Raw genomic sequence first — 24,270 nt, forward strand, 5'->3', positions numbered from 1 at the left:
TGTCAGAACCCGCTCAGCCGAGCAGCGCGGTTCCGACGGACTGCATTCCGTGCCCGCCGCGGACCGGAAGAATCGAGACGTCATCGGGCGCTTCCACGGTAACCTCGCCGTCGACCATCTCCTGCAGCGTGGAGACCGTGTACTGGTACGTACCCGGCTCGGTGTCGTTCTCGACCGCGTAGGTGAGCGACACCGTTTCCGATTCGCCGCCGTCGAGTTCAACCGTCGCCATCGAGTCGACGCCGGCCTCGCGGCGTTCGTCGGCCGAGCGATCGCCGTCTTCGAGATCGATCTCGGCCGCCGTGGTGTCCCAGAACAGGAACACGTCCTGTTCGTCGAGTTCGTCGCCGGTGTTGGTGATCGTCGCGTTGACCGTCAGTTCGTCGCCGGTTTCGACGATATCCGGCCCGTCGAGTTCGGTGACTTCGAAGTAGGCCGGTTCCGGCTCGCTGTCGTTCTCGACGGTTGTCTGTGCGGTCGCCGACGCGTTCGCCGAGGCGACGACGTGCTCATACGTTCCCTCGGCGTCGGGGAGTTCGACGGTGAACTCGAGCATCGCCGTCTCGTTCGCGTCGAGCGAGAGGGTCGTCTCGTCGACGGTTTCGTTATCGAACGCGTACGTCACGTTCTGCGTGCCGGCGGCGTCGCCCGTGTTCTCGACCGTGGCGTTGGCCGACACGGTCTCGCCCGGTGCGGCCGTCGCGGGTGCGTCGAGTTCACTCACGTCGAAGGTCGCGTCGCCGCCGTCGTCCCCTTCGATCGTGATCGTCGTCGACGCGACTTCGTCGGCCGAGATGCCGTGTTCGTACTCGCCCGGCTCGTCGTCGGCGGGGATCTCGTAGGTGAACTCGACCGTCGTCGAGTCGCCGCCGTCGAGCGTGACCGTCTCGGACAGTCCGTTCTGGGTGTCGATCACGTCGGGACCGAAGTCGGTGCCCGGCGGGAAGTAGAACACCGTTCGGGTGTCCGTCTGGTCGCCGGTGTTGGTGACTGTCGCGTTGACGGTGATGTTCTCACCGGGCGCGGCGGTGTCGGGTGCTGCGAGGTCGCCGACCTCGAAGTAGGTGCCGAGCGTGAGGTTGGCGGTCGTCGTCTCGCCGGTCTCGACCTCGACGAACTCGACGTTCGAGTCGTCGTAGCCGTCGGCGGTCGCCCGGAGCGCGTTGGTGCCTGGCGTGACGTTCGTGATTTCGTAGTAGCCGCTCTCGTTCGTGGTCGCGTTGAACGCGCCGTCGTCGGCGTCGACGACGTTCGCGTCTGCGATCGGAACGCCGGCGGCGTTCGTGACGTAGCCCTCGATCGAACCGGCGGTACGGTCGATCTCGAAGTCGACGCCGTCGACGTGCTCGCCGGGCGCAACGGTGATGACTTCGTCAGGTTCGAAGCCGGGTGGCGCGTCGGCGACATCGACGACGTACGTGCCGGCCGAGACGCCGTCGAGTTCGTACGTGCCGTTCTCGTCGGTCGTCGTCTCGTAGACTTCGCCGTCGCCGTTCTCGGCGACGACCGTGACGTTTTCGACGGGTTCGCCGTCGTCACTCGCCGCGACCTCGCCGCTGATCGTTCCCGACAGCGTGTCGAGGGCGACGTCTTTGGTGACCGTCTCGTTTTCCGGTACGTCGACGGAGACGGTCCGCTCCGCGTAGTTCTCGGCCGTGACCGTGAGCTCGTGTTCGCCCGCAGGGACGTTCGCGAGCCCGTACTGTCCGTCGGCGTCGGTCACGTTCGCGTAGGTCTCATTTCCGGCTTCGAGTTCGACGCTGGCGTTTGCGATCGGCTCGTCGGTCGCAGCGTCGGTGACCGTTCCCTTGACGGACCAGTTCGGCCCGTCGTCGATCGTGGCCGAGACGAAGTCCTGTTCGTCCTCGCTGGCCACGATGTGGCTCGCGTCACCGCTCTCGGCGTCGGCGGGTACCGTATCCGAGAACGTCAGCTGTTCGCTCTCGCCCGGCTCCAGGGAGACGAGGGTCGTATTGGTATCGTCGACCGTCTCGGCCTCGGCCGTCACGCCACCAGTCGTGGCGAACTCGACGGCGTTTGCAAGCAACTGGTTCGCTTCGTCGGTGAAGTCCGGTTCGTTGGTGAAGTAGTCGCGACCGGTGGCGGTGAGCAAGACTTCGCTGCCGTCGTCGCTGACGGCGACAGACGGACCGGCGTAGTCGCCGCCATAGTCGGCGGTCGCGAGCGTCGTGCCGCTGTAGTTGTCGAACCAGCTTCCCCAGGTCGTGGTCCCGGTGTACATCTCGACGGTGTCACCGGGCTCGCCGACGCCGGCGAAGACGGCGTGATTCTGGTCGATGTCGATCGTGACGGGATCGCTCGACGTGCCGAGTCCCTCGGAGTCGCGCTCCGCGGGATCTTCGCGGACGTTGTTGAGACGGAAGACGCCATCAGCGTAGGTCTCCGCCGTGCCGCCCTGGTGCGAGTCGAGGTAGACCGCGCTCTGGGTCTCCTCGAGTTCGTCGAGGAAGTCCGACGCGATCGTGTCGCTGCCGAAGCGCTGGATGACGAACGTATCGTAGTCGTCCATCGCGTCGAGCAGCGTATCCGCAGTGACGACGTCGACCGTGTAGGTGTCGTTGTTGAGCTGTTCGTCGAGCACGCTAGCGACGGCCTCGCCCTGCGAGGTATCCGCAGCAACGTCGACGACGGCGACGTCGCCGCCGCCCTCGCCGAGTTCGTAGACGACCTCCTGGTCGCCCGGTGCGCCACCGGTGTTCTCGACGACGGCGCTGACGTTATAGGACTCGCCGGGCGCGAGTTCGGCCGGCGCGTCGGTGATGTCGACGCTGAAGAACGCTTCGTGGATATCGATCGTGTCCGTCGCCGCGTCGTCCTCGGTGAAGACGCCGTGCTCGTAGGTCCCCGCCGAAACGTTCGCCGTGTCAGCTTCGAAGGTGACCGTCGCGTCGTCGCCGGGCGCGAGCGTGACGTTCTGTGCGAGGAGCGCGTCGTCCAGGTCGTCGAACCGGTACTCGACAGACTGGGTGTCATCGACGTTCCCCGTGTTTTCGACCGTCGCGTTGACGGTGATCTCCTCGCCGCGGTCAGCTTCGGCCGGCGCGTCGAGGGACGTGACCTCGAAGTTCGAAGCCCGGACGGTGAACTCGGCGGACGCGTTGTCGTCCTCGCTCGTGACCGTAAGGGTGTAGGTATCGCCGTCCATGGCCGCGGTGTCGAGTTCGACCGTGATCGTCGTCTCGGCCGGGTGGTCGATCGGATCGTCGACGCCGGGTGCGGCCATGTCGACGACTTCGGTTGCGACCGGCTCATCACTCGTGTCGTTCAGGGAGAGGTTGAGTTCCTGTACTGCCCCTTCGTCGCCGGGGTTTTCGAGGTCGACGGTGACCTCGAGTGGCTCGCCCTGGTCGACCTCGTCGGGAACGTCGAGGTCGGAAATCGTGATCTCGCCCTCAGCGAGGGTGCCCTGAACCTTCTGCTGGAGCAGGTTCAGGTCGGTCGTGGTGACCTCGCCGTCACGGTCCAGATCAGCGAGTCCCTGGGCGAACGGCTCGGGCTCCATATCCTGCAGGTACTGCTGGGTCAGCTGCACGTCCTGCACGGTGAGTGACTCGTCTTGGTCGACGTCGCCGAGTTCGTACTCGAGCGCGCCTGCGGCGACCTCGTCGACGGCCGCGTGGGCGTCGATAATGCCGTGGCCGTAGCGAACGTCTTTCTCGTCGGGTGCGTCGTCGGGTTTCCAGGCGGTTTCTTCGAGCGTCGACTGAACCTCCTCGGCGGTGAGATCGTCGTTCGCCCCGAGCATGAGCGCGATGACGCCCGACGTGTGCGGGGCGGCCATCGACGTGCCCGAAAGCGTGTCGTACTCGCCGCCGGGTGCGGCGCTCAGCACGTCCGCACCGGGTGCGGAGACGTCCGGTTTGATCCACTCGTCGGGCCACTCCGGATCCGGTTCGTCCCAGTTGTCGCCCGCGATCGTGTCGCCGCTCGAGAAGTCGGCGATGTTGCCGGCCTCGTCGGAGGCACCGATGCCGAACGAGTCGTAAATGTTCGCCGGCGAACCGACACAGCCCTCGCCGGAGTTGCCGGCCGAGGTAACCGCCACGACGCCGGCGTCGTTAGCGTTCTGAATCGCCGGAATCCAGGCGTCGTCGTAGACCGGACCGAAGAGGCCACAGCCCGCGCCGAAGCTCATGCTGACGACGTCAGTGTCCATCTCTTCGATGACGTACTCGAAGCCGGCGAGCGTGTCCGAGTCGGCACCCGATCCCTCCGGCAACACGAGTGCGTGCTGCAAGTCGACGTTCGGTGCGACGCCGTACGCGGGCGTCTCGCCGTCGGTCGGCGCATCGGCACCGACCGTACCGCCGACGTGCGTTCCGTGATAGTGCGTATCGTGCGGCTCGGAGCCCTCGATCGGCTCACCGTCCGGGCCGATCTCGACCCAGCCGCCCGGATACGTCGGGTCGTCCGCATCCTCGGTGTAGAGGTCGAGGTCCGGGTGACTGACGTCGAAGCCGGTGTCGAGCACTGCGACCTTGACGTCCTCGCCCTGCGTGCCGAAGTCGTTCCACGTCTCGGACGCGTTGACCTGCTCGAGGCCGTAGGTGAACTCGTCCGCGTCAGGAGTTGCGTCGGCGGCGGACTGGCTAGCCGGCTCCGGCACCTGGTACTCCGGCTTGAGCTGAATCGTCCGCACGCCCTCGATCGACGCGAGTTCAGCCGTGTCGACGGCGGTTGTGTCGACTTCGGCGCGGACAGCGTTCGTGATCCAGTAGGTGTTTATCACCTCGACGCCGGACAGAGTGTCTAGATCCGCCGTCACGGTGGCCTGTGACTCCGCCGCGAACTCCTTGAGGCGGGCAATCGCCTGCTCGCGGTCGTCGCCGAGTTCACCGTCGTACTGATCGAGGATGATGTAGACTTCCTCGGTCCCCTCCGCATTGTCGAGTGCGGGATCGACCGTTGCGGGGCCGGTCGATGTATCGGTTGCTTGTGTCTCGATTCCTTCTGTTGCGACTGCACTGCCTGCCAGTCCGGCACCGGCGATCGCGACGAGCGAAAGCACCAGCAGCACGGAGAGCAGCACAGCCATGAACCGTTCTCGTGTGTCTGTCATGTAGATGTGTCTCTTGAACCCCAGTAATTGCCACACAACGCGGACCTCACGTCTCTTCGGATCTTATTGATTTTCTTGTGTTATTTCACACTGCGTGATCACACTCGGAGGGAATCACGAACGGAGTGATATAATTAACGGACATTTGAATTACCAATTCTGTCTAGATATGCCCATTGATATCCAATCATCGACGTTCCGTGATCGGATGGAGGGTAAAACCACACACCCCACAACCCAGGAGAAGAGCGGAGTCACACCTCTGGCGCGGAAACCAGGCCGAAAGAGACAGAAAAATAGCTAGTCGGGGGACTCGACGAATCGGCTCGTGATCTTTCGCCAGAGTGATGGGAACCAGTCGATGAGCGCGAGGCCGAGCCTTGTTTTTCGGTCGGGTGTGATCACCGGTTGCGTCGATTCGATGTGACTGGCCAACTTGCGACCGACCGCATCGGGTTCGGATGTCATCCACGACGGGTATTCAAGCCCGGCCACCATCTGCGTATTCGTCGTCGGTGGCACCATCAGAGTACACGAGACGCCGGTGTGGTGCAGTTCGAGTCGTAGTGAACGAACGAACGCCTTAATTGCTCCCTTCGTGGCGGCATATCCGGACAGTCCGGGATGACCGACATCGCCCGTCCCGGACCCCATGTTGTGGATGATACCGTCACCGCGATCCCGCATATGTGGGAGTACCGCCCGAATCATCCGCATGTATCCGAAGACGTTCACCTCGAATTCGCGACGCGTCTCCTCCATCGCCAGCTCGCCGAACGGAGCGACGGTGGAGATCCCGGCGTTGTTGACGAGAATGTCGATCCGATCCCACGTCTCGATGACGCCGGAAACTGCGTCCTGTACGTCGTCCGGATCCGTCACATCACATTCGTAATACCGGACGCGCTTCGGTTCGGTTTCCTGGAGCGATTCGAGATTTGCAACGGTACTGTCCAGCCCAGCGACCCGGTAGCCGTCGGCGACCAGCGACGTGAGCATGTGATAGCCGATACCCTCGTTCGCACCGGTAACGACAACGACTCTATTACTCCCAGACAATTGTATCCCGTCCGTTTCGCGTCCGGGGTAACTATTCTACCGGTGGTGATGAATACGCGTTATCCCCGGGTACACTCCTCGATCGCCTCGCAGATGATCTCCGTTCCGACCTCGGCCTGTCGACGGGTGAGCACCAGCGGCGGAATCAACCGCAGCACGTTCCCGTGACGCCCCGCACTCCACACCAACACGCCGTTCTCGTAACAGTCCGTCTGGACCGCTTTGACGAGTTCATCGGCGGGACTGCCATCGTCGTCGACGAGTTCGACGCCGATGAACAGGCCCTTCCCGCGAACGGCGGCGATTTCGGGCGTCGTCTCGGCGAGTTCCGCGAACCGGCCGCGGATGAACTCGCCGAGATCGGTCGCGTGCGAGAGGAGATCGTGTTCCTGAATGTATTCGATGGCGCGAATACCGCCGACCATCGCGGGCGCGTTACCGCGGAAGGTGCCGACGTGACCGCCCGGCCCCCACGTGTCGAAGTCCTCGTGATAGAGCATCGCACCGATCGGCAGTCCGGAGCCGCCGAGGGCCTTTGCCATCGTGATCGCGTCGGGGGTGACGTCGAAGTGGTCGGACGCGAACCACTCGCCGGTGCGCCCGAGTCCGGTCTGGATTTCGTCGACGATCAACAACGCATCGTTGTCGTCGGCGATGTCCCGAAGGCCGCCCAAGAACTCGGCCGGGGGGACGTTGATACCGCCCTCGCCCTGGATCGGTTCGACCCAGATGCCGGCGGGGGATTCGTGACCGCCGTACGGGTCCTCGAATTTCCGTTTGACGGCGTCGAGTGCCCGGGAACAGGAGACGGCCTCGCTATCGCCGTCCGTCCCGGTAGTCGTGTCGGGGTAGGGCACGTGAACGGCATCGGCGAGCAACGGGCTGTAGTCGGTCTTGTATTTCTTGGCCGCAGTGAGGCTGAGCGCGCCGGCAGTCGTCCCGTGGTAGGCCCCTTCGAACGCCAGCAGGCCGTGGCGGCCGGTGTGTTGTTTTGCGAGTTTGATCGAGCCCTCGATGGCGTCGCTGCCGCTCGGACCGCCGAAGACGACGTTGCTCGACCCCTGGAGTCCACCGGGGGCGATTTCGCGCAGTTTATCGATGAGATCAACCCGTGGCTCGGTTGGAAAGTCGATCGTGTGCGTAACGGCATCTAACTGGTCTTTGACGCCATCGAGAACGTAGGGATTGGAGTGGCCGACGTTCAATACGCCGATGCCGGCGAAGAAGTCGAGGAACGTATTCCCGTCGGCGTCACGGACCGTCGCACCGCGTGCTTCATCCAGTGCGATGGGGATCCGGCGCGGATACGCAACGGCATTGCTATCAACCTCGCGCTGGCGCTCCAACAGGTCGGTTGATCGAGGACCGGGAACGTCGTCGACAGCGGGTTCGTCACTGAAGTGTAGGTCGTCGATTGCTGGACCGATAGGCATATCAAAACTATCTCACGCATCCCACATATATTTGACTCTTATTCCACATAGGTAGATATAGTGAGACAGTGTCCAACAGAACCCGGAGGTGAACTGGCCATCCCCGCACGTTCAGCCGAGAGATTGGGTCGAATGATCCGCATTGAACGACCAATCAAGACACAGTACTCTGTTACCCACCCGATCCGTAGTGCGTAGCGTTTTCACGAGTTCTTATATCAGAAGAGATACTCCATCGGGTCGAAATTCTTTCCCCAAGGAAGACTACTGGGCAGTTCAACCGGATACGGATGCTCACCACAGGAACCTGATGAACAGATGTTTTTCGGCGATCGACGACCACGCGATGGGGAGTCCTCCCGTGGAGCGACCTCGCTGAAGAAGTTTCGTCCTTCCGCCGCTAATTCTGCGGCCGAGTACTCGCGGTACGTCCACGCTTCGGTCACGACCATCACAGCATCGAACTCGTCGTTGATGAACGCGTACGCGGTACCATCTGTGTTGCTCGACCGTGTCGTATCTGGATACGAGAGTGAATGAGACGCAATCGCGTCGATCGTATCGAGATCGTCGTCATCGACAGCATCCTCGCCGTAGACTACGGCGTCCCAGTTGGAGTTCGTTGTCGAATGGAAGTCGAATCCCCAATGGACATCGTCCAGATTCTCCCGCATGTAAGACATCATGTTCTCGATTTCAACCGGTGGCTCCGTATTCCACTCACGGTTCAAATCGTATCCTTGTGGAGTGTGTCTGTGATGTCCCTCGTACATCCCGTCCGGATTCGCATTCGGAATGAAGTGGAAACAGAACTCGTCTTCGAATGCAGCCGTCGAATCACAGAGGGTTTCGAGCACGTAGTCGATCGCGGCATCCATATGCCACGAGCCCTCCACTTCTCCGGGGTGTTGTCTCGTGATAGAAATGATATCCGCCTTCTCTTCGTCGGGGACGGCCGGATTAGTGAGACGAACCGCGTGCATATCCCGTCCATTCGCACTCTGGCCGATCACATCCGTTTCGACAAATCTCGGATAGCTACGCTCGAGTTCAGTCACTCGCTGCACCGTCTGCTGATACGGATAGGCTCTGTAGCCCGAGATATACACTTCATCGGAGTCGAACGTCTGGGAAAAGCCGTCCCCGACTTCATCGTCCATCCGGGTCCAGTCTCCGGATTCGAGGCTCGATGTATACAGAAGCCTGTAGTTCGTAGGCATTCTCGACTCGTCGAGATTTGTGATGTTAAACGAAACATCCGTATTCGCTGCTCCCTCAAGTCTGAAATGCATATACCCGAGGAAACTATATCCTTCGTCGTCGATATTGGTTAATTCTACGTGTCTATTTTCTTGGTTGATTTCGACGCCACCGCCTGAATCGAAGTCTGTAGTCGCAGTTATCGAAGTTCCATCCTCGGTTCCGCTTGTGATACCACTCACCCCTACTGCACCCGTGAGACCCGCCACAGTCGTCCCACGAAGGAATCGTCGTCGGTCGAGTTCAGTGCTGATTGTATCTTTCATTCCGCGAAAGTCAACCGTGGCGATATAGTTAGTAAAGATCCGATTATGGATCGATATAAATTATGTCCATCAAATAATGACGATCTACCGCCGGTATTCAGTTACGTTTCAGAATAGCAATAGAGATCGACGCACACCGTCTCTAAGAGTGCATTCTCACCAGAGGGGCTCGTAGCGTCTTGATTCAGGAATTCAGGATGTTTGGCGGTGGATACCCGTAGAATTCAGCCAGTTTCACGAGAACCAACTGAGCGCACGACCGGAAGGGTGTCTCTTCCAGCGTTCCAGCGTTCTTTCGAGAGCATGCGGTCGTCGCCTTGCTCTTCGGCATAGCCCGTGTCCAGATCAGCATTCGAAGATCGATTCTCCGATCACGCGTGACGACTATCAAGCGGCGTCGAAGATAGGCTCGTCCAGAAGACGGACACGTACGGAAACGTATCCCCGTCCGGACAGTAGTATTCCCTGCAAGCGTCAAACCGCGTCTTCCGATGTCGTCCCGCAACCGAACAAGAGCGACCCCTGACCACGAGGCACATCGGGATACGTTACCGAAGACGTGCGAAGAGTCGAAGAGAGGGATTATAACGGCAGGGCCGAAACAAACCGCTGTGACTACGTCGGTGTTCCCGTATCCCGGCGGCAAATCATACCTCGCCCCGTGGATTATCGACCGCATTCCGCCCCACAGGTGCTACGTCGAGGTCTTCGGCGGCAGCGCAGCAGTTCTCGTCACCAAAGACGAGAGCCACATCGAAGTCTACAACGACCGTGACGGCGATCTGGTCCAGTTCTTTACCACCCTCCGCGAACGCGAGGACGAACTCGTCGAGTGGCTCCAGCAAACGCCCTACGCCCGCGAACAACACGAAGCGTGGAAACGGGCGTTTTACGACGGCAAGCGGCCTGACGACCCCATCGAGCGCGCCGGGCGCTTCTTCTATCTCCGATACTCCCAGTACGCCGCCAAGTACCGAACCGCGTCCGGCTTCGCCGCCGCCAACCAGCGAAACAAGGCCCGAAAGTTCCGCAACGCGACCGAACACCTCCACGAGTTCGCCGAGCGGTTTCAGAACGTGCAGATCGAGAACCTCGATTACGCCGATCTCATGGCCCAGTACGACGGGGAACAGACGTTCTTCTACGCCGATCCGCCGTACGTCGACGAGGGCGATATCCTGTATCGCCACGGCGAGTTCGATCACGAGCGATTCGTCGAGACGCTCCGTGAACTCGAAGGGCGGTGGGCAGTGTCGTATCAGCGGTTACCGGAGCGTCTGGAGGAGTATACGGTCATCGAACAGGACCGCTCGCAGTTTATGAACAAGCAACACGACGACGCGAGTCGGTCGACGGCGGCGACGGAGCGACTGGTGATGAATTACGAGATCGAGGAGACGGGACGCTTCCAGCGAGGCACGCAGACGACGTTACCGGGGGTTAACGGAGGGGTCGGTCAGTCTGATCGATCCGACCAGTCCGATACGTCCGACCGATCCGATCAGGGCGAGTAGCGTCGGCTGTGGGTCGTGTCACTCGTGATGGCTACCGGTGACCGTGATCGGCTCGACTTCACAGGCGGTTATCCGCGGAGAGGATAGCATTCGGAGACCGCTGTGCGGATATCGCGGAGATGGAGAGTATCGGGAGATAGTAGTGACGACAGCGAGCACGACAGCTACTGGTCGGCAGATGCAACCGGCTCAGATTCCGAGTCCGACTCTGACTCTGACTCCGATTCCGATTCCGATTCCGGTTCCGGTTCAACGGCGTACGTCTCGCTGAACTCGGCGATCAACTGACCCATTTTCGCGTACCAATCGTTGAGCAGCCGTTGCATCTCCTGGGAGATGTCCTCGGCATCTCGCGGGTGATAGACGTGATAGTATCCGCCCTGGTCGTAGTTGATCTGTTTCTTCTGGAGGAAGCCGGCCTGCAGCAGGCGGTTGACGGATCGATAGGCCGTCGAGCGCTCACGATCGATGTGATCACCGATTTCGTCGACCGTCAGCGGCTCCGCTTCGTCGCTGAGCAATTGGAATACCTCTTTGTCGATCTCCTTGAGGTCGTGGAAACACTCCAGCAGCCCCTCACACTGCATGTCCTGACGGAGCATTTCGCTCATTGAATCAGCCATCTGTTATCTGTAGTAGGGTCGCGGCGCTCAAAAGTATTCGCATAAAGAGCACAATACTGCCAGTAGAGCGGCGAGAGCAGGCGAGATAGTAGACCGGGTTCACTCGTCCGTCCGTTGTGCCGTGACAGGGGTAGAATCGATCGATTCTGTCACAATCCGCCCCCTTATAAGTCGAGTCGGGACAATCTACGGCCCCAGCGGCGAGGATCGCTTGACGATTGTACCCCTGTTAAGTCCGCTACCCTGTCCCGAGGAATACGGCTCTCCGCTCCCCCAGGACCGGGGAATATTGATAAACTACTACCACGTGTAGGTGAGTGACTATGAGTGTGTCTGACTCACTTACGACCCAGCGGGTCTCCGAACTCGTGATGGCGAATCGAGCGATCAGAGCACCCAACTACCGTGCCGACCACGACGAGGGGGTTCGTTTCACGGATCTGGAACGGGGGCTTCAGTGGGGTGCCGACGCCATTCCAGCCTTGATGGGCCTTTTCCGGGTCGAACAAGACGCCCGGGACGACCACCCCAACGGCTGGGTTGGCTTTGCTCGCCACTGGCGAGGAGGGACGTTGCGGCTGGACATCGACCTGTTTTCCGCTCCCGAAGAGCGGGACGAAATTTTGGTCGTGACGGCGATATCAGGTCGAGAGGGAGAGAAAACCATCGCGGACGAGGACGTCGGGGAAATCGAACTGGCGGACAAGGTTCCGACGGAAGAGGAATGGGAGGAACGGAGGAAACAATACCAGGCGGCACGGCGGAAGGATGATACCGATGGATCGGCAGCGGTGAAGGCGTACATTGCAGCGCTACCGGGTTGGAAGAGCGAAGTTGCGGCACAATTCGACGAGATCATTCAACGGGAAGTTCCCCATGTGCGTCGCGCCGTGAAGTACCACCAACCGTTCTATGGCGTCGAGGACCGAGGATGGTTCTCATCGTTCAGTGCGTTCTCGAAACACGTGAAACTGACATTCGTGTGTGAAACGTACCTCGATCCAGAGCCGCCCAGCGGGACGGGTCCGGATAGACAGGCCCTGGACCTGAAGGAGACGGATACGCTGGACGAGGAGCAGGTCGCTTCCTGGGTCCGGCAGGCTGCCGATGATCCGGGGATGGGCTGGTGAGCTTCTACGATCCGAAACGACTGTGAACTCGGGAGTCTGCGTTCGGTCACACTACTGACCGAATTTGTAGCTCCTCACGGGTTGAACGGAACCGATCGATCGACGGAGTTAGCTAGATGCTGTCTCGGGAGTGCTCTCGGCACTGGGTGAACGACGAGTTCGCCAGTAGCCCTGTGCGTACGCGCCGAGGAACATTCCGCCGATCGCCCACAGAATCGGATAGTTGCCGATGCCGACACTCGCGTAGGCAGCGCCCGGACAGATACCGGAGACTCCCCACCCGATACCGAAGATCGCACCACCGATAACGACGTTCCGGTCGAACGATTTCAGTCGGCGCGTGTACGCGGTGGCGGTCAACGGCGCACGGCGGAGGGATCGCGTTGCGACGGTGAACGCGATGCCGGTCACGACGGCAGCCCCGCCCATGACGAACAACAGCCCGAAGTCCTCGAACTGCAGAAAGTCGAGTACGACCTCCGGACGGGCCATGCCGCTAATCGCCAGTCCGAACCCGAAGAGCAATCCACCGATGTAGATAACTGGGACGACCAGCGGACTGCGATTATCGCCGCTGTCACTGCCAGAACGGTCCCCATCGGAACGGTCATCGCTCGCGCGCTCCGCAGGGTCCCGCCGAGCAAGTTCGGTGCTCACGGCGTCACCCCCAGTGCCTGCACCAGTTGGGCGGTCCCGACCGCAAACGCGAGAAACGTCGCCACGTTCACGACCGACGTGTTCGACAGCGAGCCGATTCCGCAAACGCCGTGGCCCGACGTACAGCCCTTTCCGAGGCGCGTTCCAACGCCGACGAGGAAGCCCCCACCGAGCAGTCGCCACCACTGTACTTCCGTCATCCAAAGACTACCCTGAAACAGAACTGCGTACACGGCAGCGCCGCTGACGATCCCCGCCGTGAATACGAGCCGCCAGTCCCGCGATTGGACATACGTAAGGCGATTGAATCGCGGGACGTCCGAGACGTACGACAGCGTCGACTCGAGGAACGTGCTCGCGCCCGCGATGGTCCCAGTCGCGAGGTAGATAACTGCGGCACCGAACCCGACGAGGACGCCGCCGAGGAGATACGGTATGATCCCGCGCGGAAAGAGTTCACCGAGCGCGAAGAGCGGGACGAAGTCGGTCATTTCAGTTCGGTCGCGTTCGCGGCAGGTAGCCGGTCATCCGAACTGAACTCGACTGTGGTCTCGAGGGCAACGACGGCGTGAGTCATCAGTACGACCAGCTATAGCCGCCGCGCCAATAAGGATTTCCATAGTATTCCCTTGATAGCACAATATAGAAATCCAGTTAGAGGGCCTAAGGACCGGTATCTAACTGAATAGATCAAATATGAATGTCGTCATGTACATAGTTTGCACTACTGTCGACATGCTTTTAGTATTGGCCATAGTATTGTGCGGTGAAGTCACTATCATGACCGACCACGACAGCGCCGAAACGCTCGACGTAACGGGACAGAACTGCCCGATGCCGGTTGTGAAGACGAAACAAACCGTCGACCAACTCGACGACGGCGACGTTCTCGAGGTTCTCGCAACGGATCCGGGGAGCATGACCGATATTGCCGGTTGGGCCGAGACGACCGACGGCGTCGAACTCGTCGCTCAAGAGGACGGAGAGACGGTCTTCACTCACTACGTCCGCAAAACGAAGTAATACGATGTGTCCGGAACCCACACAACCAGTCGCCAGCGAGATCGACGCGGCCGACGGGAACGAACGCAGCGTCGACACCGGCGAGTCATCGACCCGCGGCGAACTCCGAACTCGCGTCGCTGAACTCGAAGCCCGAGTCGCCGAGCTGGAGGCTGAACTCGACGACGAGGGACCGCCGAAACTGTCCATCATCGCAACGAAGGGCACGCTCGATATGGCCTACCCGCCGCTGATCCTCGCCAGCACCGCTGCAGCCTTCGGGTACGATGTTACGATTTTTCACACCTTCTGGGGGCTCGATATTCTCCACGAAGAGAACTCCAAGACGTTGGGGCTGAGTTCGGTCGGCAATCCCACCATGCCGGTACCGAATGCGATCGCCGCGCTTCCCGGAATGGATCGCATGACCACGAAAATGATGAAAAAGCGAATCGAAGACAACGACACCGCCACCATCGACGAACTCATCGAGACGGCCCTGGAGATGAACGTCGAGTTCCAGGCCTGTCAGATGACGATGGACCTCATGGGTTACGACGAAGCGGATTTCTACGATGGTGTCACTGTGGGCGTCGGTGCCGCGACCGCGGTTCGGGACATGGCGGACGCCGACGTTCAACTGTTGGTCTGATCGGACCGGATTACAGCCAGAACAATGACGGATTCATCAGCCGGAGAGAAAGACCCGACGGACGAAGCGCACAGCGAACTGGGAGCCGGGCTACTGGAGGCGGACATGGGCCCGAGTTCAGCGATGGCCCACCTCTATCGCGGTGAGATCCATCGCATGAAATTCTGGCGACAGCGTCTGGATCGAACGACAAACTGGGCGGTGCTCGTGATTTCGGCAATTCTCACGTGGGCGTTTTCCAGACCGGATACCCCGCAGTACATACTCCTCATCGGTGTTGCGACACTGTCGGTGTTCCTGGTGATCGAAGCGCGACGGTACCGAGGATACGACATCTGGCGGAGCAGGGTCAGAACGCTCCAGAAGAACGTCTTTGCCTACGGACTGGATCCATCCGCTGAAGTGCCAAACCCGACCTGGCGGCGACAGTTGAGCCGGGACTATCGGACGCCAACGCTCAAGATTACGATGGAAGAAGCGATAGCACACCGCCTCAGACGGGTGTATCTGCCGCTTTTCACCGTGTTGCTCGCTGCCTGGCTCGTTCGAATTACCGCGTTTGCGTCCGGATCGTGGACGGCCAGTGCAGCGATCGGCATGATACCCGGTGAGGTCGTCATCGCGGTCGTTGCAGTGTTCTATCTCGGGGCGACGGTCATCGCACTTCGTCCACGAACGTGGCGCGCAAGAGGTGAACTCCGGTCGAAAGACCTTCGCAAGTGATGAGACTACTCAGGAACGAGAACGAGCACAGTGGATACTCGGTCGTCGCTGGTGAGACGCCGACTATCGCACGCTGTTCTCGCCAGCCTATAACTCGCAACCGCCGGAACTCTCCAGCAATGATCGACTGCAAGAGCATAGCAGTCGTGCTCCGCCGCAGAGAGATAACTGAGGGGAAGAGAACACATCCGAAACACAGAAGACATCGAATATCTGATACATATCCCATCTATTCTCGATTTCGAAGCGGATGACCGTGTTTCTGCCCCAGGTGGAGATGGCAGGAAGGTTACTTGAATGCAGTACAGCGAACATTCATATCCGTTCCGCGTATAGTCGAATACGCGAGAAACATGAGCAATTACGAACTACCACCGCTTCCGTACGACTACGACGCACTCGAGCCACACATCAGCGAACAGGTTCTGAACTGGCACCACGATACGCACCATCAGGGCTATGTCAACGGCTGGAACAGCGCCGAAGAAACCCTCGAAGCAAACCGCGAAGCGGGCGACTTCTCCTCGTCGGCGGGGGCGATCCGGAACGTAACGCACAACGGCTCCGGCCACGTCCTCCACGACCTCTTCTGGCAGTCGATGAGCCCGGAAGGCGGTGCCGAGCCGACGGGCGACCTCGCGGCTCGCATCGAGGAAGACTTCGGCTCCTACGACGCCTGGAAGGGAGAGTTCGAGGCCGCTGCCTCCGCTGCAGGCGGCTGGGCGCTCCTCGTCTACGACTCCTTTAGCAACCAGCTGCGCAATATCGTCGTCGACAAGCACGACCAGGGCGCTCTCTGGGGCAGCCACCCGATTCTGGCCCTCGACGTCTGGGAGCACTCCTACTACCACGATTACGGCCCCGACCGCGGCGACTTCGTCGATAACTTCTTCGAGGTCGTCGACTGGGACGAGCCATCGACCCGCTACGAGCAGGCCGTCGAACTATTCGAGTAAGCCGGTACGTGGGCATCGTTCCGGTCGTTATTTCTTCGTTTTTCAGTTTTCAGCAGCAATTACGTTGCAACACGCTACTCGATAGATAGAGTCATCACTGGGAAGACTGTTCGACAACAGTCGTCTCGATTACCGAGACCGTCTCGTCGAGCCGTACCACGAGTTCAGCGCCAGCACAGGGAAGCGTCAGTTGAACGCGAAGCGGGTCGTCCGAGACGATCGTCGTCTGTGTGTCGCTTACGCACCAGTCAAATTGCCAGAAGGGTTCGGTATTCAGGTCGACGCCGCGCTTGGAATGGAAGACGAGCACCTCGGCGTTGTCGAGCAGGGTGAGCCCAACGGTCGACTGGAGGCGGTAGCCACAGCGTTGACAGACGTGAGTAACGGCGACGTCCTGATCATCCGGTTCCGGATCGCGAACGAGACTGGTCTCGACCGCGCCGGTGCACTCGGGACAGACACCGTCGGCGGCGAGGCAGTAGTGGTGGCGGACGTAGTGGTGAAACGCCTGGAGGAACTCGTCGGGTGATCGGTCGTCGAGGCCGCCGGTCGGGAACGGATACTGCACCTGAATCGTCCCGCAGTCGGTACAGCCGATGGTGAGCGTATCATCGACGTACCAGCCGTGAAGTGACCCATCACAGGCGTAACACGACCCATCAACGGGGAAAAAGCCCAACTTCGCACGATCAGTGAGTGTGCCGCTGAAGATCGAACTGACGACTTTCCGCCCCGGATGGCGGAACTCGTATCCGCCGTCGCTCTGCGTGATGAAATGGCCAGTAAGCTGGTTGAGATGGTAGCTGAAGTTCGCACTGTCCTGCATATCGACTTCTTCGAAGAGAGCCGTGAAGCTGACGGGAGCGTCGTCCGCGCCGAGTTCGAGCAGCGCCCGAAGAATAGCAACTCGCGTATCGTTGCCGAGAATCGAGAACACTTCTGCAGGGAGCAACTGGGATTCAGTTCGGGTGCTAGACTCTGACTCGAGTGTCCGATTCCGGTCAGCGTCCGTCCCTGATTCCGTACTGGAATCGACAGTCCGGTCGGAGTGGCTCATACGCGTCTCATTAGTGACCCGACGATAAAACCTGTCGGAGATGCTGAGGAGACACGACGAATCGAGTGCAGCCGATCGGGACAGCGGTCACGGCTGAATGCTGCGTCTCGCTCTCCATCGCGTGCTGAATAGAAAGCCGAGTTCCGGTGTGCAAAGAGATTGTGTGAGTGAACTCGTTCTGTTACTCGGAGAGAAGCCGGTTGGTGGAGTGGCGGTTCGGAGTTCCGTTAGTTCTCACTCGCTCGTCTGAAGAAGACGATAGCAGCACCGAGCAGCGTTAGGTTTTGGAGGAAGGACGTGAGTTCCTCATCGCGTGATTCCGAATCGACGGCCCAGAAGTCGTGCATAACCGGTGTCACGCCTGCAAGGAACGCCGCGACGCTTCCCGCGGAAAGTTTCGGGAATTTCCAGGTGCCGATGCCTAGGCTGCCACCGAGGAGGAGTCCGCTCGCCGCTGGAACGAGTCTGTCCGCAGAGGGGACCCCCTTGGCATCCGCATAGGCGATACGCCCTTCGAGGTCGGTCAGGTTTCGAATCGCGAGTATTGCGAGCCCACCCGCAAAGAGGAGTCGGCCGAATCGAGACGGTGTCCCGGTGTCTGCCGCGTCGGTCTCGGACATTATTGGACTTCAGGAAGGCTACCGGGTTAACTTCCCCTCTTACCGAAGCCACTGCCGCTACTCCGGTTAACAGGAAATATTCCCTGCGAGAAGGAATGGACGATCTGGTTCGGCTCCTACCGACGAGTTCGGCAGGTCGAAAGTCCTCAGTAGAGATCGCTTTCTCGAAGGATCCGTCGTCCCGACTGCACGAGCTGATCGCGGTGTTTTCTCGCGGGATCGTTGTATAGGACGCCGTCTTTCTTGACGATCCGTCCGTCAACTAGGACCGTATCGATGTTCGCAATGCCCGCCTGAAAGACGACCGTTTCGACCGGATCGTGGACCGGCGTCGTATTGATATCGGTCGTCCGAACGAGCGTGATGTCCGCTCGCTTGCCGGGCGTCAGCGAGCCGATCGTGTCGTCGAGTCCGAGCGCGCGAGCGCCGTCGATCGTCGCGAGTTCGAGCGCGCGTCTGGCGGACAGCGAGACCGTTTCGATCTGTTCGTTTTGCTCGACGGTCGGCTGGGCATCGAGGGCGCGCTGGACCTGCAGCGCCGTTCGCGTCTGCGTGAACAGGTCGCTGCTGACGTTCGAGACGATGTCGACGCCGACGGCAGGTGTCGCACCTCCATCGATGGTCTCGCGAAGGACCGGCATTCCCATGCCCATCTGCATTTCGACCTCGGGGGTCGTCGATACCGAACCGCCGGAGTCGCCGATGCGATCGAACTCCGCTCGCGTCAGCCGGTTCGCGTGAACGTAGTTGAGGTCGTCGCCGAGGAGTCCGAGTTCATCGAGCGTCGCGACGCCGCCGGGGCCGAGCGAGCCGATGTGCATCGAGGCGGGAATTCCGAGTTCCCGGGCGAGTTCGATGTCGTGCGTGACGACTTCGTCAGTCGAGTAATCCGGGCCGCGGATTCCCATCGCCAGCGTGAGTCGTCCGTCGGCCGAGGGAAAGCGCTCGCGATGAAGCCGGCGGATATCGTCCGGATGCGATTCCGTACTGTCTTCCCACCACGTTGCACTGTCGTCTCCGGGCGGTCCGTGAGCGAAGACCGCGCGGATGCCGGCGTCTTCGAGACCGTCTATCGCACGATCGGTGTGTGCCGGCGAGTTCGCGATGTGGAACCAGTCGAGGATCGTCGTCGTGCCGGCGTTGAGTTGGTCGACGGCACCGAAGAGGTTCCCGAGGTACGCGTCGGGGGGTCGATAGTGACGACTGATCTCTCCGAGCATCGTTTCGAGGTATTCGGAGAACGACCAGTTCCCCGCGATTCCGCGAACGCCCGCTTGCCACGTATGCAGGTGCGAATTGACGAATCCGGGAAGGACGATTGCATCCTCGGCGTCGAGGTGGGCGGCGCTCGGCTCGTCGATCGACTCGTCGATCCGTTCGATCGCTCCGTCCGCGATAAGCAGGTCCGTATCGCGGAGAATACCGAGGTCGGGATCGACCGTAACGAGCGTCCCGTTTTTGATTACGATCCGGTCGGGGTTCCCCTTGTGCTGATCGGAACTCTCCGGCCGTGCTGTTGCAGTTGCGCTGTCGATAGCGCCGATCGAAAGCGCCGTTGCACTCCCGAATTTGAGGTAGTTTCGGCGCGAGATGCCGTGGCGTTCAGTGCCGTTCTGCTTGTTCATGGGCTTGCAGAACTCGAGTTCAGGCGCTGATAGGATAGTAGTTCAGTTGGGATATCTCAAAGTAGCTCGAAAACGCGATAGATCACGAAGAGAAAACTAGGCCCTATGAGTGGGCTCTGGTGAATCGCCATACTGCGTCGGCTTCGACGTTAGAACTAGGAAGATGAAGCGGGAAACCGCCGATGCTCTATGTCGAAGATCTCCCGCTTCACGAGCAAAGTCGTTCAGTTAGCTAAAAACGCTGTTGATGGTCGAAGCGAAGTCGCCGCCCTCGAAGGGGGTGGCGGCTTCGCCGAGTATGCGGTTGTGTCGCTACACTGTCTGCGGGTTTACTTGGAGAAGTCGTACCGAGAAGCATTGGATCTGCTGAGCGAGATGCCACATATTCTTGGGGAGATCGGCCTTGAACCGGCTGATCCCCCCTGATCACTCGACGCTAGTCAAGTGGTTTGACAGAATCAAGACAGCACTCTAGCGAGTGCTGTTGTGCCTCTCGGCGTTCGCAAAAGCGAGGCTTTTGCGCAGCCCACAAAATCACAAAGTGATTTTGGGACGCAGCTGCACGACCCGAGCGGACACGCCGCCATCGACGCGACGTTTTTCGACCGCGAAAACGCTAGCAAGCACTACTGCCGCCGGACGAATTACCGCGTCCAGACGCTCAAAGCAACAGCGCTCGTCGACACAGCAAGCCAAGCCATTCTGGACGGTCACTGTACGACCGAGAAACGTCACGACACACAGCGAGGCTGGCGACAAAGGCTACGATTGGATGAACTTACGCGAAAACCTCCGCGAAAACGGCGTGAGACCGTTGATTAAACACCGGGACCGGGAGTTCCGGCCCATCGATCACGCGCACAACGCGCGGATCGATGGGCCTCGCTACCGGCAACGAGCGATGTGTGAGACGTCTTCTCGATGATCAAGCGCACGCTCGGCAACGCCATGCGTGCGCGAACTTGGTACGGTGAATTTCGTGAACTCGTCCTGATGTATGCGGTTCACAACATCAAGCAATCTCTGAACCCGTGAAATCACGCTACGTCTGGCGATTCACCACGGCCTGTCAAAGAGGTCGGCCTCGACGATGACGAACATCGACAGGGGTGCCCATGGATGGTCTACGGGCTCACCGAAGAGGGACATGAACTCCTCGACGACCACAACCTCCTCGCAGCCGAGGGGACGCTCCAGCAGATCTACGACACCATCTCAGACAAGCCCGAGAAGATGGTCAAGTACGAGAACGCTCCCCTCCGGAAGAAACGTAACTCCCGGAGGTTCGGCCCGAATTAGCGCTCAATCAGGATTCGGTTTTGTAGTCAGTCGCCAGCTCCTGGAACTCGTCGCACTCCGGAAGACGGTCGTCGTCGACCTCGCCGTGCGTCTCGAGGTAGCGGAGCAAGGCGTCGATTTCGTCTTCGAGGTCATACTTCACCGCCTGCTCTCGGAGGTCCTCCTCGTCGACGTCGACATGGCTGAGCAGGAGGAGACAGTACGAGCGGTGGCGGCTGCCGTCGTCGATGAGTAGCGTGTGACAACACAGCTCCACCGGCGAGACTGCCTCGAGTTCCTCGAAGTAGTAGCGGTGGCCGGAGAGCAGGAACTGGAGGTCAAGGGCTGCGAATCGAGCAACTCATCGACAACGTCCAAGCCGCGTTCGACCGCTGCCCGACAGAGATCGAAGCTGGCTCGTTCCTCAAATCCTCATCTAGACAGTGCTCATCAACAATCTCCTACGGAAAATCGAAATTATTAGCTAGATGAATATCTAGCTGAAGTCACTGCAGACGGGGATTCCCATCGTATCGTAGTCGCTCATTGCCGCAAGCGTATCCGGAACTTCATCGATCGAGATGGTTTCCGACACGAGTTCGGTCGGGTCAAGCTTCCCCGTCTTGATCATATCCAACATCTCGGAGTACCGTGATGGTTGAAGACCAAGCGAGCCACGGAAATCGATCTCTTTGGCTACGAATGCGTCGGTTGGTAGCGGCACTTGGCCCGCTTCTTCCGAGGTCGTCAGTCCAACCTGAACGTGTCGTCCGCCTTTTTTGAGCGAGTTCACAGCGTTTAGACAGGTAGTTTTGATACCCAATGCATCAACCGAGCAGTCGGCACCACCGTCCGTGATGTCCTGAACTTCCTTTGCAGCATCATCAACTTCACTTGCATTCACGGTTTCGACCGCGCCGAGGCTTTCTGCTTTGTCGAGTTTCTCATCAAAGAGGTCGACTCCGATAACGTTTGCACCGAGTGCGTTCGCTATATGAACGGCGGAAAGTCCGATACCACCGAGGCCGTGAACAACGACATCTTCACCATTGCCGACATCACCACGATGTGCCATCGCGTGATACGACGTCATGAATCGGCAACCGATTCCTGCAGCTGTGTCAGGATGAATGCTGTCCGGTAGCGGAACAGCATTGATATCTGCGTTTGGTACGTGAACCTCCTCGGCGAATGCACCAGGGGCTTCGTTCATGAAGCCAAGCCCAACATGATTCTCACAGATGTTCTCATGGCCATTCCGGCAAAGGTCACATTTTCCGCAGGCGAAGTTGAAGGGAATCGCGATATGATCCCCTTCCGAGACGGTCTCGACATCTTCACCCACGGCTACGACTGTGCCACAAGGCTCGTGACCGAGAACGTGTGGTGGATCGGGCCGGTAGCCGAACCAATCCCAATCTCCTTGCCAGCAATGCCAGTCACTTCGGCACACACCACAGCCGTTGACTTCTGCGACAATACCATGCGACTCTGGTTCTGGTCGTTCAACGTCCTGTACTTGCAGCGGTTCTTCGAATTCCTCGAGTACTACAGCTCGCATTGCACGTCATTGTCTATCATTATATTATAAATATTTACCGGATTGGGGCGTAATCGGTGTAGATTGTAATGGGTATAGTCCGATATCAGGTTTATATGTAGCTGTCAAGGGGAAATTGTTATTAATGATGACTACAGAATTACTGTCGCAATGTCGACTGACTCTCAACGATCAACCGACACGAAAGCAGCAATAAAACAGCGTCATAGCGAGGCAGCAGAAAAACACATCACATCTCAACCAGGCCAACTTTACATCGGAGGCGAATGGGTCGATAGTGAATCCGGTCAAACGCTCCAAACTCACGACCCAACAACGGGAGAGATTCTCGCAGAAGTGCAAGCTGGCAACGCGGCTGATATCGACAATGCCGTCAATGCCGCTTGGGAAGCTTACGACACGTGCTGGTCTGCATACTCGGCAGCAGATCGTCAGCAAGTTCTCAGTGGAATCGCAGATAGGGTCGAAGACCGGAAAGAAGACTTCGCGACGATCGAATCACTCGACAATGGGAAACCGATATCGGAGGCTCGAATCGATCTCGATCTCGTTATCGATCATTTCCGATATTTCGGAGGTGCCGCACGAATAAACAGTGGAAAAACGATTCCCAGTGACAGTGATCATCAGATCCAGACGCTTCGGGAACCATACGGAGTGGTTGGACAAATCATCCCCTGGAACTTCCCGCTACTGATGGCCGCATGGAAGTTGGCACCCGCCCTCGCGGCCGGGAATGCTGTTGTCCTAAAGCCTGCCGAGCAGACTCCACTCTCTGTCTTAGAACTTATGCGTGAAATCGACGATGTTCTTCCCGATGGGGTCGTTAACGTGGTGACTGGCTTCGGTTCCGAAGCAGGTGAACCACTGTCGCGTCACGATGGTATTTACAAACTTGCATTCACCGGATCGACAGAGGTCGGTCGTGGTGTGATGAAAAACGCTGCAGAGAATATTACGGATGTCACCCTGGAACTTGGTGGCAAAAGTCCTGTCGTCGTGTTTCCGGATGCAGACATCGAAAAGGCAGCCCAGGTCGCCCGAATCGGGATGTTCCACAATACCGGCGAGTGTTGTTGCGCAGGAACACGACTTCTCGTTCATGAAGATGTCAGAAGCGAATTCCTCGATTCGTTCGTCCAAGAGGTAGAGAATTTGACCATGGGAGATCCACTCCTTGAGGAAACAACTCTTGGCCCAAAGGTCACTCGTGACCAGGCCAATCGAACACTAGATTACATCAAAGAGGCACGCAAAACTGGAGCAGACATTGCAACGGGCGGGGACGTTCCCGATGATGAGACACTCAGTAGTGGGTGTTTCGTTTCGCCAACTGTACTCACGAATATCGATCATGAGAGCCGTCCTGTTCAAGAGGAAATTTTCGGTCCCGTCGAAACGGTCTTCGAGTGGTCCTCGTATGACGAGATGATTGAGCTGGCTAACGATGTTGACTATGGACTTGCGGCAGGTGTGATCACCAATGATCTGAATCAGGCCTATAGGGCTGCAGAAGACATCGAAGCTGGTAATATTTGGGTGAACACCTATAACGAATTCCCAGCTGGACAACCGTTTGGAGGGTACAAACAATCTGGTATCGGCCGTGAGACTGCATTCGAAGCCATAGAACACTATACACAGACAAAGACGCTCAATATCGCTCTCGAATAGAGATCGTTGGCTCTTGGCCTCCCAATGGCAGTCCTTGCAATCAGATAGTCAATGATCATTTTTGTGTAGAAAAATTCCACATATTATCAATAGAACACAG

The 24,270-nt window shown here is 59.1% G+C and carries 19 protein-coding genes and 3 pseudogenes; 10 read left to right on the forward strand and 12 right to left on the reverse strand.

The genetic code is table 11. From position 1 onward, the window contains the following. Window positions 1-13: 13 nt before the first annotated feature. The 4 genes from SM755_RS20435 to SM755_RS20450 all read right to left on the reverse strand — a co-directional run bounded on the left by SM755_RS20435 (window position 14) and on the right by SM755_RS20450 (window position 9,098). On the reverse strand, window positions 14-5,080 hold the full coding sequence (locus SM755_RS20435; protein ID WP_323174287.1) for a S8 family serine peptidase: 5,067 nt from the start codon (window positions 5,078-5,080) through the stop codon (window positions 14-16). Window positions 5,081-5,380: 300 nt separating this feature from the next. Then, window positions 5,381-6,139 carry an SDR family NAD(P)-dependent oxidoreductase gene (locus SM755_RS20440; protein ID WP_323174288.1) on the reverse strand — a complete coding sequence of 253 codons (759 nt, stop codon included), beginning with the start codon at window positions 6,137-6,139 and terminating at the stop codon, window positions 5,381-5,383. A gap of 59 nt (window positions 6,140-6,198) precedes the next feature. Continuing rightward, complete coding sequence (locus SM755_RS20445; protein WP_323174289.1) at window positions 6,199-7,572, reverse strand: aspartate aminotransferase family protein; 1,374 nt, start codon at window positions 7,570-7,572, stop codon at window positions 6,199-6,201. Between the two features lie 218 nt (window positions 7,573-7,790). After that, window positions 7,791-9,098 (reverse strand): M14-type cytosolic carboxypeptidase, encoded by a 1,308-nt coding sequence (locus tag SM755_RS20450; RefSeq protein ID WP_323174290.1) that lies wholly within the window; start codon window positions 9,096-9,098, stop codon window positions 7,791-7,793. A 611-nt stretch (window positions 9,099-9,709) separates the two neighbouring features. On the opposite strand from SM755_RS20450, the gene SM755_RS20455 reads away from it, so the two are divergent. Next, a complete protein-coding gene (locus SM755_RS20455; protein WP_323174291.1) occupies window positions 9,710-10,612 on the forward strand; it encodes a DNA adenine methylase in 903 nt (300 codons plus the stop codon). 164 nt (window positions 10,613-10,776) lie between these two features. On the opposite strand, the gene SM755_RS20460 is transcribed toward SM755_RS20455, so the two are convergent. After that, window positions 10,777-11,235, reverse strand: coding sequence for a helix-turn-helix domain-containing protein (locus tag SM755_RS20460; protein ID WP_323174292.1), 459 nt, complete (start codon window positions 11,233-11,235; stop codon window positions 10,777-10,779). 371 nt (window positions 11,236-11,606) lie between these two features. On the opposite strand from SM755_RS20460, the gene SM755_RS20465 reads away from it, so the two are divergent. Next, on the forward strand, window positions 11,607-12,365 hold the full coding sequence (locus SM755_RS20465; protein ID WP_323174293.1) for a DUF1801 domain-containing protein: 759 nt from the start codon (window positions 11,607-11,609) through the stop codon (window positions 12,363-12,365). A 108-nt stretch (window positions 12,366-12,473) separates the two neighbouring features. Here SM755_RS20465 and SM755_RS20470 read toward each other — a convergent pair whose 3' ends face one another. Together SM755_RS20470 and SM755_RS20475 are read right to left on the reverse strand one after the other, a co-directional pair. Continuing rightward, a complete protein-coding gene (locus tag SM755_RS20470) occupies window positions 12,474-12,920 on the reverse strand; it encodes a YeeE/YedE family protein (RefSeq protein WP_323174352.1) in 447 nt (148 codons plus the stop codon). Between the two features lie 98 nt (window positions 12,921-13,018). Then, window positions 13,019-13,513 (reverse strand): YeeE/YedE thiosulfate transporter family protein, encoded by a 495-nt coding sequence (locus tag SM755_RS20475; protein ID WP_323174294.1) that lies wholly within the window; start codon window positions 13,511-13,513, stop codon window positions 13,019-13,021. Window positions 13,514-13,802: 289 nt separating this feature from the next. On the opposite strand from SM755_RS20475, the gene SM755_RS20480 reads away from it, so the two are divergent. The 4 genes from SM755_RS20480 to sod all read left to right on the forward strand — a co-directional run bounded on the left by SM755_RS20480 (window position 13,803) and on the right by sod (window position 16,355). After that, window positions 13,803-14,045, forward strand: coding sequence for a sulfurtransferase TusA family protein (locus SM755_RS20480; RefSeq protein ID WP_323174295.1), 243 nt, complete (start codon window positions 13,803-13,805; stop codon window positions 14,043-14,045). A 4-nt stretch (window positions 14,046-14,049) separates the two neighbouring features. Further along, window positions 14,050-14,676 carry a DsrE/DsrF/DrsH-like family protein gene (locus SM755_RS20485; protein ID WP_323174296.1) on the forward strand — a complete coding sequence of 209 codons (627 nt, stop codon included), beginning with the start codon at window positions 14,050-14,052 and terminating at the stop codon, window positions 14,674-14,676. A 24-nt stretch (window positions 14,677-14,700) separates the two neighbouring features. Next, window positions 14,701-15,399, forward strand: coding sequence for a DUF2270 domain-containing protein (locus tag SM755_RS20490; protein WP_323174297.1), 699 nt, complete (start codon window positions 14,701-14,703; stop codon window positions 15,397-15,399). Between the two features lie 353 nt (window positions 15,400-15,752). Next, complete coding sequence (gene sod, locus SM755_RS20495; protein WP_006667799.1) at window positions 15,753-16,355, forward strand: superoxide dismutase; 603 nt, start codon at window positions 15,753-15,755, stop codon at window positions 16,353-16,355. 94 nt (window positions 16,356-16,449) lie between these two features. Here the strand turns inward: sod and SM755_RS20500 are convergent, their stop codons facing one another. The 3 genes from SM755_RS20500 to SM755_RS20510 all read right to left on the reverse strand — a co-directional run bounded on the left by SM755_RS20500 (window position 16,450) and on the right by SM755_RS20510 (window position 19,657). Continuing rightward, window positions 16,450-17,412: a helix-turn-helix domain-containing protein gene (locus SM755_RS20500; protein WP_323174298.1), complete on the reverse strand. Its 963-nt coding sequence runs from the start codon at window positions 17,410-17,412 to the stop codon at window positions 16,450-16,452. 227 nt (window positions 17,413-17,639) lie between these two features. After that, window positions 17,640-18,032, reverse strand: coding sequence for a DoxX family protein (locus tag SM755_RS20505; protein WP_323174299.1), 393 nt, complete (start codon window positions 18,030-18,032; stop codon window positions 17,640-17,642). A gap of 146 nt (window positions 18,033-18,178) precedes the next feature. Then, on the reverse strand, window positions 18,179-19,657 hold the full coding sequence (locus SM755_RS20510) for an amidohydrolase family protein (RefSeq protein ID WP_323174300.1): 1,479 nt from the start codon (window positions 19,655-19,657) through the stop codon (window positions 18,179-18,181). 273 nt (window positions 19,658-19,930) lie between these two features. On the opposite strand from SM755_RS20510, the pseudogene SM755_RS24530 reads away from it, so the two are divergent. The 3 genes and pseudogenes from SM755_RS24530 to SM755_RS20520 all read left to right on the forward strand — a co-directional run. After that, window positions 19,931-20,117 (forward strand): annotated as a pseudogene (locus SM755_RS24530) (IS5/IS1182 family transposase); the annotation flags it as partial. A gap of 26 nt (window positions 20,118-20,143) precedes the next feature. Then, window positions 20,144-20,479, forward strand: coding sequence for a transposase (locus SM755_RS24535; protein ID WP_369335267.1), 336 nt, complete (start codon window positions 20,144-20,146; stop codon window positions 20,477-20,479). Between the two features lie 246 nt (window positions 20,480-20,725). After that, window positions 20,726-20,956 (forward strand): annotated as a pseudogene (locus SM755_RS20520) (hypothetical protein); the annotation flags it as partial. 7 nt (window positions 20,957-20,963) lie between these two features. Here the strand turns inward: SM755_RS20520 and SM755_RS20525 are convergent. Both SM755_RS20525 and SM755_RS20530 read right to left on the reverse strand, forming a co-directional pair. Further along, a pseudogene (locus tag SM755_RS20525) lies at window positions 20,964-21,296 on the reverse strand (transcriptional regulator TrmB); the annotation flags it as partial. Between the two features lie 135 nt (window positions 21,297-21,431). Next, a complete protein-coding gene (locus SM755_RS20530) occupies window positions 21,432-22,496 on the reverse strand; it encodes a zinc-dependent alcohol dehydrogenase family protein (RefSeq protein WP_323174301.1) in 1,065 nt (354 codons plus the stop codon). Window positions 22,497-22,646: 150 nt separating this feature from the next. Between SM755_RS20530 and SM755_RS20535 the strand changes: the two genes are divergently transcribed. Further along, on the forward strand, window positions 22,647-24,170 hold the full coding sequence (locus SM755_RS20535; protein ID WP_323174302.1) for an aldehyde dehydrogenase family protein: 1,524 nt from the start codon (window positions 22,647-22,649) through the stop codon (window positions 24,168-24,170). Window positions 24,171-24,270: the final 100 nt, after the last annotated feature.

The organism is Natrialba sp. PRR66, from assembly GCF_034808065.1.
GTDB classification, from domain to species: domain Archaea; phylum Halobacteriota; class Halobacteria; order Halobacteriales; family Natrialbaceae; genus Natrialba; species Natrialba aegyptia.